Annotated in this window: 12 protein-coding genes; 6 read left to right on the forward strand and 6 right to left on the reverse strand. The window is 34.7% G+C overall.

All coding sequences use genetic code 11. The features are described 5' to 3' along the window. Nucleotide 1 precedes the first annotated feature (1 nt). Together HS129_13900 and HS129_13905 are read left to right on the forward strand one after the other, a co-directional pair. Entirely contained in the window at nt 2-1,252 is a 1,251-nt protein-coding gene (locus HS129_13900; protein ID MBE7413128.1) for an ABC transporter permease, read from the forward strand. Between the two features lie 2 nt (nt 1,253-1,254). Continuing rightward, complete coding sequence (locus HS129_13905) at nt 1,255-1,908, forward strand: ABC transporter ATP-binding protein (GenBank protein ID MBE7413129.1); 654 nt, start codon at nt 1,255-1,257, stop codon at nt 1,906-1,908. Nucleotides 1,909-1,924: 16 nt separating this feature from the next. On the opposite strand, the gene HS129_13910 is transcribed toward HS129_13905, so the two are convergent. From HS129_13910 to HS129_13920, 3 genes are all read right to left on the reverse strand, one after another. Continuing rightward, nucleotides 1,925-3,364, reverse strand: a complete 1,440-nt coding sequence (locus HS129_13910) for a right-handed parallel beta-helix repeat-containing protein (protein ID MBE7413130.1) — start codon at nt 3,362-3,364, stop codon at nt 1,925-1,927. After that, nucleotides 3,361-4,650 (reverse strand): cytochrome-c peroxidase, encoded by a 1,290-nt coding sequence (locus HS129_13915; protein MBE7413131.1) that lies wholly within the window; start codon nt 4,648-4,650, stop codon nt 3,361-3,363. The genes HS129_13910 and HS129_13915 overlap by 4 nt, the downstream gene beginning before the upstream one ends. A gap of 81 nt (nt 4,651-4,731) precedes the next feature. Further along, nucleotides 4,732-5,025, reverse strand: a complete 294-nt coding sequence (locus tag HS129_13920) for a hypothetical protein (GenBank protein MBE7413132.1) — start codon at nt 5,023-5,025, stop codon at nt 4,732-4,734. A gap of 139 nt (nt 5,026-5,164) precedes the next feature. On the opposite strand from HS129_13920, the gene HS129_13925 reads away from it, so the two are divergent. Next, nucleotides 5,165-5,932, forward strand: coding sequence for a hypothetical protein (locus HS129_13925; protein MBE7413133.1), 768 nt, complete (start codon nt 5,165-5,167; stop codon nt 5,930-5,932). A 62-nt stretch (nt 5,933-5,994) separates the two neighbouring features. On the opposite strand, the gene HS129_13930 is transcribed toward HS129_13925, so the two are convergent. Beyond that, nucleotides 5,995-6,414, reverse strand: coding sequence for a response regulator transcription factor (locus HS129_13930; GenBank protein MBE7413134.1), 420 nt, complete (start codon nt 6,412-6,414; stop codon nt 5,995-5,997). Between the two features lie 584 nt (nt 6,415-6,998). Here HS129_13930 and HS129_13935 point away from each other — a divergent pair. Then, nucleotides 6,999-7,463, forward strand: coding sequence for a DUF1564 family protein (locus tag HS129_13935; GenBank protein MBE7413135.1), 465 nt, complete (start codon nt 6,999-7,001; stop codon nt 7,461-7,463). A gap of 70 nt (nt 7,464-7,533) precedes the next feature. Here HS129_13935 and HS129_13940 read toward each other — a convergent pair whose 3' ends face one another. Beyond that, nucleotides 7,534-8,499, reverse strand: coding sequence for a hypothetical protein (locus HS129_13940; GenBank protein ID MBE7413136.1), 966 nt, complete (start codon nt 8,497-8,499; stop codon nt 7,534-7,536). A gap of 4 nt (nt 8,500-8,503) precedes the next feature. Beyond that, entirely contained in the window at nt 8,504-10,429 is a 1,926-nt protein-coding gene (gene fliD / locus HS129_13945) for a flagellar filament capping protein FliD (GenBank protein ID MBE7413137.1), read from the reverse strand. Nucleotides 10,430-10,547: 118 nt separating this feature from the next. On the opposite strand from fliD, the gene ppk1 reads away from it, so the two are divergent. Further along, nucleotides 10,548-12,614, forward strand: a complete 2,067-nt coding sequence (gene ppk1 / locus HS129_13950) for a polyphosphate kinase 1 (GenBank protein MBE7413138.1) — start codon at nt 10,548-10,550, stop codon at nt 12,612-12,614. After that, the gene (locus HS129_13955; GenBank protein ID MBE7413139.1) at nt 12,611-14,017 is read left to right on the forward strand and encodes an FAD-binding oxidoreductase; all 1,407 of its coding nucleotides are present in this window, start codon (nt 12,611-12,613) and stop codon (nt 14,015-14,017) included. Before ppk1 ends, HS129_13955 begins: the two co-directional genes overlap by 4 nt. Nucleotides 14,018-14,031 lie beyond the last annotated feature (14 nt).

The raw sequence follows: 14,031 nt of genomic DNA on the forward strand, positions 1-14,031 counted from the left end.
AATGTTTTTTTTGGCGATCAGACAACTTGTCTTTAGAAAAAGGCAAACAATGCTTACCACTCTCGGGATTATTCTTGGCACTGCGGCTTATGTTGCAATTTCTGGAATTATGCTTGGGTTTCAAAATTTTATCATAGAGCAATTATTAAACAACGATTCTCATATAAGAATTTCTTCCAAAGAAAAACCTATTTTTGCTCACAGTTTAGATTCTGATTTTTTTGAAAAAAATGAAATTGTAAAATGGTTGTCTCCTCCTTCTGGAAGAAAAGACAATGCTAAAATAGAATACCCTCAAGGGTGGTTCGATAGATTGAATACGGACTCCAATGTTGCAGCGTATTCTCCCCAACTTATTATTCAGGCGATTATCAGAAGAGGAAAAGTCGCACAAGGAATAAACATGATAGGTGCAGATGTTTCTCTTCAAGAAAAAGTAACGAACATCAGAGAATACATGGCCGAAGGAAAATTTTCAGATATAGGGAACAGTGGAAACAAAATTGTAGCAGGATCATCACTCCTAACAAAAATAGGCGCTCGTGTTTCGGAAACAGTTTTTATAACTTCAGGGAAGGGGCATCCCATTCCCTTTAAAATAGCAGGTTCTTTTCGTCTTGGAATCAAAAATATAGATGAAGGGGTAATTTTTAGTGCACTTGGCGATGTCCAAAAGGTCAACCAAACTCCAAGTCAGATTAGCACGATTGCAGTAAAACTCAAAAATGTTTCCCTTGCAGGAAAAATAGCCGACAATTGGGCATCCACAGGTCAGGACAAGGTGCAAAGCTGGGATCAAGCCAATGCAAATTTTATGAGTATTTTTAGAACTCAGGACATTTTGAGAAACTCTATGACAGTCTCGATAACTATTGTAGCTTGTTTTGGAATTTACAATATTTTAAACATGCTGGTAAATCAAAAGAAAAGAGAAATTGCAATCCTTCGCTCGATAGGATATGAGTCAAAAGATATACAAAAACTATTTTTGATTCAAGGGATTGTGCTCGGACTTTTTGGAGGAATATTTGGGCTTTTTATAGGTTATCTGGCTTGCAGATATTACGGAACAATTAAGTCGGCAGATGGTATGCTTTCAGGGAAAGGTGGGTATATGCTTGTTTCTTATGATATTGCAATTTATATTAAAGCATTCATGTTGGCATTTTTTTCGAGCGCAATCGCCAGTTTTCTACCTGCGAGAGCTGCAGGAAAATTTACACCTATTGATATTATACGTTCGGAAGGTTAAATCTGGGAATTATCGCATCTAATATTTCTAAATCATTCGGAGACCCTCCTGTTCATGTTTTGAAAAATATCTCTTTTACAATTCAAGGTGGAGAGTTTGTATCTCTTACCGGAAAAAGTGGCTCAGGGAAGAGCACTCTGTTGTATATTATCAGTAGCCTTGACTTTGCGACTTCGGGTGAGGTAGAATTCTCAGGTGTAAAAATTTCTTCACTGAATTCAAGAGATTTACATGAATACAGAAATTTACATATTGGATTTGTTTTTCAATTTCATTATTTGCTTTCAGAATTGACTGCTATCGAAAATATTCTTATGCCCGCAAGAAAAACAAATTCCTTAAAAATGAGAAAAAGTTATGCGGAACACCTTTTAGAAACATTTGGGCTAAAAGATAAAATCCACAGATTTCCAGGTCAATTGTCTGGAGGAGAGCAACAAAGAGTTGCTATTGCACGAGCACTCGTAATGGAGCCAAAATATATTTTTGCAGACGAGCCTACTGGTAACTTAGATTCTATAAACGGTAAAATTGTAATGGATATATTTAAGGATATAAACAAAAAAGGCTCTACAGTTATATTTGTCACTCACGACGATGACTTTGCAAAAACCGCCAAAAGAATGATTCATCTTATTGACGGTAGGGTAGTGTAGTTTTTCTATTTTCCTTTTATTTTAATTGCAGCATATACTTTGCTACTTCTGAAAGTTTTTCTACTCCCAAATATTTTTGAGAAGGCATGTCGGGAAAACCTTGTCTGACTTTCATTGGCTCGGTAGCAAATTTCACGATTGCTGTAGGGTTATTTGCATATTTTAACTGAATCTCTGTAACAGGGGGTCCGATTCGAGTAACTCCCATAGCATGACAACCGGAACAAATTGCAGCATAGACTTGTGCCCCGATATTTTTTACTGCCTCAATTGGAATTCTTTGACCAATTGTAGTCGCCATTTTTTGAGTAGAGGATTCTCCGCAAATTGTCCATTTTGAAATACCTTGCGAGGTCATAGAATTTTTCTGTAAAACACAATTATTTTCCCCCCCTCCTACTGCAATGATATCCTTACCTTCAGGAAAAATTCCGCCTCCCTTTCCACTTCCATCGTCTATACTTGGCGGAGTGCCTCCTTCAAAAATTATTTTGAATATAAAATGAAGCCATGTAAATGTGTTGCTCCAATTTCTCGTACCATTCTCGTAAAATAGATTATCCAAAATCTTCAAATCATCAGGAGCAGGGTCTGCATCTGGATCCGGTTTTTTAGAAGGAGGAAGAGCCGATTTATCAGCCACAACAATCCCTGCAAGGCTATTTCTACGGATTATATTTTTCTCAAGAGTTACCTTGTCTGAAGATAAAATCATAAGACCAATGCCTGGAGGAACATTTCCTACAATAGCACCTTTTGCAGCAAAATTTTTGTGGTTATTTTCAAATATTATGTTATTTCTTACAATAATATTTACGCTGCTTTTCGTAGGCAAACCGGGAAGAGTAAACACTAAAATTCCTGCTGTGTTGTTATAGACAGTGTTTTCTTCGACTAAAATATTTGAAGAATTTTCGATTTCGATTCCTGAGACATTATCAAAAACTTCATTCCGCCTAACGTCCGTATTTTTACACATGCCGACATAGATTGCAGCGTCTGCAATTCCCCAACTTACGGTATCTTCGATTAAAATATTTGTTCCAAGCGTAGGGTAAATTCCATAGATTCCGGTATGGTCAATCATCAATTTACGGATTACTACATCGTTTGCGGCTTGGGTCATTACACCATTTGCACGATAATTGGAAATGTGAAATCCTTCTACATAAAAACCAGAACCGGAAGCTATGATCCCATCGTTTAATTTATTTCTTCCTTCTAACCTTGGCCATTTCCCATCTTGAATCACCCCAATCAATCGGATATTTGGTTTATCGACATACACGAATTCGTGGTAAATACCAGGATAAACTTTCACAGTATCTCCGGGGGATGCCTCTTCAACTGCTTTTTGGATAGAACTGCCTTCTTTCACCTCTATCTCTTTCGAGAAAATTGAAATAGAAATAAACAGTGCAGCTATCAGGGTAAATGTGTTTTGTATTGTTTTCATTTTGAATTCCTTTTTTGGATTTGATTTGATGTTATATTATTTGTGCCTTTGGGGACAGGTAACCCTGACGGAACTTTGTCAGGAATAGATGGAAGATTTGTTTCGTCTGTCAAAGTGTGCAGAAATAAAACTAATGCCTTTTTTTCATCTTCTCTAAGTCCGATTTCTCGTACATGCCAATTTATGTCCAGTTCACCGTAACTATGAGATTCCCTGCCTCCTCCTTTATTATAAAAATTCACTATCTCATCTAAAGTTAAAATCGCTCCCGAATGCATGTAAGGAGAAGTCAATGCAATATTACGAAGACCAGGGATTTTAAAATCTCCTTTTAAAGCCGATTGGCCTGTGAGATTTTCTCTTCCTTTGTCGAATTGTAAATTTTTATGATCCGGGGCACCGATGATAGCAGTTTCGTTTGTCGTAAAAAGTGGAGGAGGGTGGCACTCAGAGCACCTTGTCAGAAACGACCTGTATATATTAAACCCTTTTAACTCTTCTTCATTAATTGCTTTTTTCTCTCCCCAGACAAACTTATCGTATTTGCTATTCATAGAAATTAGAGTTCTCTCAAAATCAGCAAGCGCACCTGCAATGTGTTGGACTGTGATTTTTCCTTGATATTCTTTTCCATAAACTTCACGAAATAATTTTTCATAGACAGGATTAGAGTTGATCTTTTTTTTAAGGTCGTCTTTATTTGCATTCATCTCTATCGGGGAAAATAGAGGACCTAGAGCCTGATCCTCCAAAGTTGCTGCACGCCCATCCCAAAAGAGTAAATCATAGAAAGCCACATTCCAAATACTTGGAGAGGATCGCGAAATAATTTTTCCGCCGGCTCTATTTGGACCAAGACCGCACCCCCCTGTCCCCATAGACAAATCTCTCCCATCGCTTAAACCAAACGCAGGGTGGTGGCAATGAGCACAGGAGATAGAATTGTCTCCGGAAAGGATCGGATCAAAAAATAAAATCCTGCCGAGATCAATTTTTTTTGGTGAAAGACCGTCTTTTTTTATTGGAATTTGTTTGCGAAGACCGCTATATGAATCATTGGAATTTTTGTAAGGGAAGTTGTAATAGCAGTTTCCGTCTGCCTTCTTCAAAAAACTTGTAGGGCATTCAGACTTTAATGTAACCTCAGTGACTTGAATAGAATGGGATGGGCAGTTTTCTGAAGTTAAGTTTTTGGGTCTGTCTTTGCAAGCCTGAAACACAAAAAATAAAAAGCACAGAAAAATAATCAGGTTTATAATGTTTAAAGTCTTAGCTTGTATTTTCAAAAAATCCACAATAGCAAATTTTTTAATATTCGGTAATTTTTGAAAAGCACTATTTGCAAAAATTTCAAAAATATTCAAATTTTATGAATTAGGCTTTTTAGACTTTGAATAGTATTTCATCAACTCATCAATCAGAAAGTCAACAATAATGAAATCCTTTTCACTAATACCGTCACTTTCGTTTAGTAGTCTCTCATCAACTCTTAATAGTTTGTAATTGATTAGTTTTTCTTTTGGAGTTTTGTTTTGGTTTTTTGATCGAAGAGTGTGCATTTTTAATACACCAACATTCGCTTCTAAAATTTTTGTCTTGCAGTGTATTTCTATAAATTCCTTTAATTTTTCCAGAAGTTGTTTTTTATTAAATTGGCTCATCTTTTCCTCACCCTGCACTTTTTTTCTTATCGTTATAAAGTAAAAGTGAAACAAAATAGTCAAAGATAAAATTTTACTAAAATTTTTAAGCTATCAGTTTACGGTAAATTCAAGCTTACACGTTTCCGATATTTAGAATATGGAGAAATTTACACCAAAACCAATACTCAGTAAGGCTGAGCTAAAGCAAATTAAAAAATCTAGATCTCGCTTTGAAGGGAAAAAGGTAATTACTGATGATGTAAAAAAACTAAAATCTTTAAAAGTTTCACCGGAGATACCCGATTCAGAAAAAATCCATTACTATAAAGAGCCTATATGGATTGAATACTATATCCCAAAGGAATCTAGGTTTGCACTCGAAACAAAATTTATGTTCATTAAACTTATTGATGTAATCCCAAGAAATTCTCCTTACGATGATATCTTAAGAGAAGCAATCAAATGGGATGCTCTAATTGATATAGTAGGAGTAATCGAGAAATACCCCGAATATGAAAAAATCATTCAAAATTCTTACAGAAATTCCTTTTCTATGTTTGAAAAAATTTCCACCAGTTATGACGAATTCAAAAAAACCGAAGATGCTGAAGTTTTAAAAATTCCGGTATATCTTACGGAAACACTCATGCTGTTTGAACCCACCATTGCTTCTTTGGAAATTTTGGGAGAATTTGCAATGTACAATTTGAATTGGTTGATTCGTAAGTTAAATTTACAAAATATAGAATTTTCATTAGAGGACAGAACAACCTCAATATTGATTAAACGAAGAAATGAATACTGGGAGGAAAATAATTTATTGGTTGATGATGATTTTGAATTGTTGTCAGCATTATTTTATGAACAAGCCTATCCTCACAGGGGTGCACAAGAATTAGAAGAAATGGATTTTCTGATTCATTGACATCATATCGCCTAACGTCCTTTACAGAAAATTTAAGTGTATGATTAAAGTGAAATTAGAATTTATTCATCTAAAAGAAGAGATTCATATTTTACATTTTTTTTTAAAGTCGTTGGAACAAAAATCACTTCTCCCTTTTTTAATGGGACTTTTGGAATCATCCAGCCTATGTTGGCATACAAAGGCAAAAAATATTTTCCAATAGACATAGTTCCTTTCACATCAAAAGCAGTTGTAGCAAGAATTAAATTTCCCTTGTAACCAGCTTTGAAAATTTTTCGTATTCCTGTAAAACCTGAAATTTGTGTCTCCATCGTAATATCACTAATGATTGTGTGGTAGTCGTCTTTCTGGAATTTATCAAACCCTTCTTTTGCAGTTTTGGCTCTTACAGTTTTTATATTTGGGTATGTCTTGAAGTGCGTTTCTAAATTTATCGCATACCGATCATTATCATCTATTATTAGAATTTTTTTTGGCAAACTTTGGCTCCCCAATTTATTATGAAAGAAAAAATCATTTTCAAAGCAATCGCTATTTTCTTGCCTTTTTGTATTGCTTTTACTTTTAGAGCCTATTTTTCATTTTTTAAAAATTTTTGATAATGAGTCTCAAATTCCTTATTCAAGCAAAAATGTGGGAACTCCACTTCGAAAGACTGATGCTTGCAGTCTGAGGTCGGAAATGGGGGAGGTAGAATCTTTGCAAATATGTGTATCTTTTAGGATGAGGTTTTGAGCCTTAGTAGAGTTTTTGAAATTTCGCGTTTAGTGCAGATTCAGCAGTTTTCGTGCAAAAATGTGGGAACTCCATCTTTTTTGAGGAATTGCACATTTAGTACGGGTTCAGCACTTTTCGTGCAAAAATGTGGGAACTCCACCTTTTTCGAGGAATTTCACATTTAGTACGGGTTCAGAACTTTTTCTGTAAAAGCTAAAAAATTTTTTCTAAAATTACAAAAATTTTATTTCTATCGTGATATTATTTTACCTTATATCAAGAGGCAGGAGATAGTGGCTGGGGATCAGGGATAGAGGAAAGAAAAATTTTATATTAGGAGAATACTATGAACCCGGAAAAATTTGAGCGGACACAATCGAGTTTACTCATTCCAGAAAAATTTATGGATGAGTTTAACGCGAGGACTGAAACTATTTCGAGAGAAGATTACTTGCATGATTTGCTGGAGAGGTATCGCAATGTGTTACTTTGGAGGACTTTTGAAAAGTTGGATTGTGTTAAGACGGTGTATCAGGAAGAAGGGCAAAACTTGCAGAAGAAGAATTTTCGTCCAGAGAACGCAGATTGGATTGAGCTAGGTGAGTTTGCTCAATGGCTCGGTATTTCAAGAACGGCTCTTTTTACTCTTCTTTTGCTGCTTGACATTGCCGGATGGGACATAATTGTCCCTGCCAAGTTCTATGACTTTGGAGTTCCACCCAAGGTCAGTTCTATTGCGGTAGGAGTTTACCTCTCCAAGAGAAAAACTATACGATACAATAGGCTAATACGACATAAGATGCGAAAATAAAAGAAAAGCAAAACTAAAAAAACTACAATATCAACAAAAATACAAACAAGTTATGCCCGGATAGAATTCTTTATTTAGACGAATGTATTTTGTCTTTGATTACTTTTAAAAAAGGAACTAACGATTCTAAAATTTCGGGGAGTTCATATTCTAAAATATCACCTGCCTGAACGATATCATTCGCTTCGAGAGCCAATGCTGTTCTAGCAAGCGAGTCATTCAACTGGTTGTTTACTTCGCTAAACAATTGGTCATTGATTTTAATATTATCTAAATCAAATTCAGGATTTTTTTGTTTTAATGAGATTAACCCGGTAAGAAGAACATTGAGTCTGGTAATCGAGTGGCTAAGCAGCTCACTTGCAATTAAATCTTTTCCCGATTGAAAGTTTTCATTCACCTTTATAAATTCATTTTTCAATGTATCCATATTTTCTGAGTATGTATGAACAATGTCAACTAACGCATCAGTTGTTAAATCAATGGCAGAGACTCTACCTGTAAGATCCATTAAGAACAATTTTAAGTCTCTAAGATTTTCTAAATAGTCTTCAATAGACGAGAAAGAATCTAATTTAGAAGAATTCATTTCCATAAAGTCTAAGATTTCTTGGACATTCTTTCCTTTTCCCATTGGTTTGATTCTAGTTAAATCTAACTTTAGTAGGATTTTAGCTGAATTCATAATAGATAGCATCCAACCAATACCTTCTACCAAATCGGCTGATTCTTTTTCGGTTAGTGAATCACGTCCAAAAATTGTGTTACCAATTTTATCGATATAGTTATCAAATTCTAACAAACTAGAACGAAGCATATCCATTTCTTCACCGATGTAAAAATCAAAACGCTCTGCACTACTGATTTCGATAGAATTCATTTCACTTTTATCTAATTCTTTTCCATCAACAAGAAAATTCATTAAAAACTTACCTTGAGACTCGATCCATTTATTCATAGCATCAAAAATCTCTCCAAGATTTTTTTCATTATCTAAGGCTCCATTCAAAGGCTCATTATTCACAAAAATTTTCATAATTTTATTCCTTATTCATTTTTAAATTATTATTTAGGTAAGCACCTATAGCTTTGTTTTTTCCCATGCCTTGCTCCATGTACATAAACTTTGCTTTTAGTTTTTGTTCAAAGCCATTCAAATGAGAATCATAGTTTTTAATTTTCTTATTATTTTCTGCTATTAAGTCTTCGGCTAATTTTATTTTTGTTGATAGTAATCCAGATGTGTATTGTGTGTATGGTTTTAAGTGTTCGAGAAGTTGAACACCGAGACCATTATCCATCCTGCTATCTCCGTTGTTATCTGATGCAAATAATTCTCTAACTGCTTCTGGGTTGTCGGATAAAGCACGCTTTAAAGTTTCTTCGTCAACTTGTAGAAGCCCTTCCTGTATTTGTTTCCAGCTTGAACCTACAGCCCCAGTGGACAACCCTATATCAGACAGAACTCGATAACCGGATTCAAAAGAAGAAGGGTAAGATGCACTGGTAATAGTTCTCATTCCAGATAGCATCCTAAGCACTGCATTATCTCCCGATAATATTCCTGATTTATTTTTGTTATCCCAGAATCCGGAAGATATATCAAAATTCGGGTCTCTGTCGTTAGATTGTTTTGAGTCTGAAATTTTTCCATCTCGATTGACTGCCGTAACATCACGAGAATATTTTACAAGATCGTTATGAGCTGCAACAAATTCCTTTAACATATTGATCCCTTTCTCGGCATCTACATCTATATCAACAATAATTGGTTTCTCGGTTTTTTTGTGAATGCTTAAAGAAACACCTTCTAAAATATCTTTAATCTCTTCATTTTTATCTCTGGTGATTTCGATTCCGTCTAACTTTAATTTTGCGTCTTTGGCTTCTGTGATTATAGTTGCGGGTACAGCACCTTTTATTTCCGGAGGTGTTACAATACTGATTTTTTGAAATACAATATCTTCCGAACTATAGTTAGAAAAAATTACTTTTATGATGTCTCTATTCTTGATTGAGCTTGGAATTGCTAATTTAATTTTATCTTCTTTGATTTCGGGAGATTCAAAATATATTTTCTCCTCTTCTCCCAATAAATAGTAAAATCCTATTTGTATATCATTCGGTTTACTATTAATTAAATTCACACTGCCTTCGATATATGAATTTTTTTCAACTTTTTGTTTTTCTATTTGAAAAGTGTAAGCTGTTTTTGTTTTCAAAGAAAATGAGTCAGTTGTGGTGGTTGCTTTAAATCCCTCTTTATCATTATTTGAAAATTTCTCAGATTGAAATGCAATTGGCAAATCCTGTTTAATCGAGAATGAAGTTTTTTTAGGCTCTGGCTCTGGAGTATTTTCTCCTACAAGTCCGGCTGATTTTAGGATTTCGTTTGGGTCTTGAAATATGAGTTTTGCTTCTTCCCCATATTGAAGTGCCGAAAGTGATACTACAGAATTTTCTGAATCTACTTTTGTAATTGAAGCTACAGCGATTCCGTGAGCATTGTTTTTTATGGAGTCAACGAGAGAGTTTAAAGTTCCTCCCGGAAAATCAATGTCTGCTCTTAAAGACTTTGAAAGAATAGAAAATTTTCCTGCTGAAAGTTTGATCTCAGGGTTTACTTTGTTTCCGGCTACCTGATTTTTAGTGGCAAGTTCTAAGATTTCGATATTGCGCTTGCCGGGTTTTGCACTTCTTGTTGCTTCCCCGGAAATATAGCCTTCTTCGTTAGATACAATTTTTTTTGCTGCAAAGGGTGCGGTAAAAGATACGAGTTGTTTTGTTTTTGACTGCAGATTCGTTACAAGAGTTTTTAATTCACCATAAACCTTGACTTGGGCTTTGTTAAAGTTGTTTTCTTTTTCAAGGCGTTTGATAGGTCTTGCTTCAAGCTCTACAAGTTTTTTGATAATTTCGTTTGTATTTTGTCCGGAACTTAATCCCGGCATAGTAAAAGCAGGCATATATCTCTCCTTTTTTATATTCGTCTTATTTAGAAAAAAGATTACTTAAAATCCAATAAAAAATACTTTGTAGTTTAACGATATTTTAAAAAAATACTTATGTCGTTTTAGCGAAACTATGGATGAAACAAAAATAGATAAAGACAACTCCGAATTATTTTTTGATAGAGAGCTTTCTTGGTTAGATTTTAATTGTAGGGTATTAGAAGAGGCGAAAAACCCGGAAAATCCTATTTTAGAGAGATTAAAATTTCTCTGTATTACAGAAACCAACTTAGATGAATTTTTTATGATACGGGTTGCGGGTCTTCGATTTCACAAAAAAGCAGGGAACGACGAAAAAAGTTTAAACGGAATGAGAATTTCTGAGATTCTTTTAAGTATTTCTAAAAAAGTTTCTGAATTCGTAGAAAGTCAGTATAGAATCTTAACGGAAACTATAATGCCCGAATTAAAACAAAATGGGATAAATATCATAGTCAACCCTTCTGAATTGAATCAGGATGAAATTAAGTTTATAAAGAAATATTACAAAGAAGAAGTATCTTCTATTTTGACACCTTTGTCGATTGATCCGTCTCACCCGTTCCCTCATGTATTGAATAGAACTTTGAATCTTGCGATTGTGCTTAGCTCTGATGAAGACAAAGTTACTCGAAGAGACTTATTTGCAGTAGTGCAAGTTCCATCCGTCTTACCGAGATTTTTAAAGTTACCAAACTCTGAATCTGAAGAAAGATTTTTCCCGTTGGAAGAAATTATTAAACTTCATCTGTCTGATATTTTTTTTGGGATGACTATCAAAGAGATTCACGCTTTCAGAATTTTAAGGGATGCAGATATTTCTTTTAATGAAGAGACAGCCAATGACTTGCTTTTATCTGTAAAGAATGAGTTGAAAAACAGGATTTGGGGAGATGCAGTGAGATTAGATGTTCATCAGGGAGCTGCCGGTCTTGTTAAGTCCACCTTAGAAGAATTGAATTTTTTAAATGAAACTGAGATTCACGAAATTCCTAGTATTTTGAATTTGAACGATTTGATGTATTTTTATGGGTTAGAGAAAACTGCACATTTGAAATTTCCCTTTTTTATTTCCAAGAATGCTTTACAATTAGAAAATCCGGAGAAGATTTTTTCTGCCATCAGAAAAAGTGATAAACTATTGCATCACCCTTTTGATAGTTTTCAAACTATTGAGGAATTGTTAAAAATAGCAAGTGAAGACCCAAAAGTCCTTGCGATTAAAATGACTTTGTATCGTACGAGTGGAGACTCTCCTATTATTCAGTATCTTGGTCAGGCTGCAGAAAATGGAAAGCAGGTGACTGTTCTTGTGGAACTCAAAGCCAGATTCGATGAAGAAAGAAATATCAAATGGGCACAAAAACTTGAAGACTCTGGAGTCCATGTTGTGTATGGAGTAGTAGGTTTAAAAATTCATTGCAAGATGATGTTGATAGTCAGGCGAGAAAATGATAAGCTGAGGCGTTATGTGCATCTTGGAACTGGAAATTATAATTCCACAACAGCAAAATATTATACTGATATAAGTTTATTGACGATGAATGAAGAGATTACCGAAGATGTAGGTCTTTTGTTTAATGCATTAACAAGTTTTGCAAGGATGCCAAAGCTAAAAAAACTTTCTGCAGCCCCGCACAATTTAAAGAAAGATATTCTGGATTTAATTAGTGAAGAGACAACGAATGCAGAAAAAGGAATCGAGTCAAAAATTTTTTTAAAAATGAATTCTTTAGTCGATCCGGATGTAATGGTTGCACTGTATAAGGCAAGCATTGCCGGGGTGAAAATTGATTTAGTCATTAGAGGGGTTTGCTGCATTCGTCCGGGGATTCCTGGCGTTTCTGAAAATATTCAAGTTCGTTCAATTGTTGGAAGATTTTTAGAGCATTCACGAATCTATATATTTCATAACAATGGAAAGCCAAAAATTTTTCTTGCGTCTGCGGATTGTATGCCAAGAAATTTTGAGAAGAGAATAGAAGTAATGTTTCCAATTCTTGACGAAAAGATGAAGTCCAAAATTTTAGAAATAAAAGACTATATATTAAGGGATAATACAAAGGCACGAATCCTTCTTTCAAATGGTATATATAAAATTTTAACTCCGGGGACAGAGCAGCCATTCAATTCTCAGATGGAGCTAACACAAATCGCATGAAGTATAAAGAACAACTAATTTCAATTCTTGGAAGAGATAGAGTTTTTTTTCGCGAAGAAAATTCTATGGATACAGGAACTTTTGATTCCTATGGTTCTGATAGAACAAAAGTTTTTTCTCCTGATTATAATATTCTTTGTTTCCCGATATCAACCGAAGAAGTTTCGTCGATTGTCCGAGTTTGCTATGAAGAGAATATCAAACTAGTTCCATCGGGGGGAAGGACAGGATACGCCGGTGGTGCAATTGCAAGAAAAGGAGAGTTGGTAATTTCACTTTCAAAAATGGATAAGTTAATAGAGCTTGATTCTTTTTTCGGATCCATAACTGTCGAAGCCGGGATGATCACAAAAAATTTACAGAACGAAGCCGAGAAGAATGGATTTTACTTTCCGGTAGATTTTGCATCTACTGGATCTTCGCATATCGGAGGAAACATCGCAACTAACGCAGGTGGGGTGCGAGTTGTGCGTTATGGACTGATTCGTAATTGGGTTTTAGGACTGACAGTGGTAACAGGTACGGGAGAAATACTAAAATTCAACGGTGGAGTTTTAAAGAACAACACTGGTTATGATTTAAAACAATTATTTATTGGAGCAGAGGGAACATTGGGGATTATCACTGAAGCCACACTTCGCCTAACTAAAAAACCTTACGATTCCAGAGTCCTACTTGTATCTGTAGAAAAATATTCAAAGATATTAGAAATTTTTAGAGAAACGCATAATGTCCCAATTCCACTTCTTGCTTATGAATTTTTTACAGGGTATTGCCTCGAAAAAGTAAAGGAGCATCTAGGAATTCCTGATCCTTTTTCGGTTCCAAGCGATTACTATATTTTATTAGAATTTGAAATTCAAGAAGAAAACGATGAAGAAAAACTTTTTCTTTTTTTAGAGTCTATTTCGGAGAAGGAATTAGTCTTGGATGGAAGCGTAGCTCAAAACTCCCGACAAAAAGAAACCTTTTGGAAATACCGAGAAGGGATTAGTGAAAGTATTTCTCTTGGATTTACTGTGCATAAAAATGATATTTCACTTCCTCTAAAAAATATGGAGGCTTTTCTAAAAGAAATGGAAGCTCTGTTGAAGAAAAATTATCCTGATTTCAAGTTTGCTCTATTTGGACACATTGGAGATGGAAACCTACATTTGAATATGATAAAACCAAGCTCAATTTCTGACGAAGAATTTTTTCATTCTTGTAAAAAAGTAGATCCGATGATGTTTGAATTGATTCAAAAATACCAAGGTTCGATCAGTGCAGAGCACGGAATCGGTTTATTAAAAAAAGATTTTTTGAGATTCTCCAGAACAGAAGAAGAGATTCTACTTATGAAAGAAATTAAAAAAGTATTGGATCCAAAAGGAATTATAAATCCCGGCAAAATATTTGACTAACTTCCTTTTTTTAA

Source organism: Leptospiraceae bacterium (assembly GCA_015075105.1).
Classification (GTDB): domain Bacteria; phylum Spirochaetota; class Leptospiria; order Leptospirales; family Leptospiraceae; genus JABWCC01.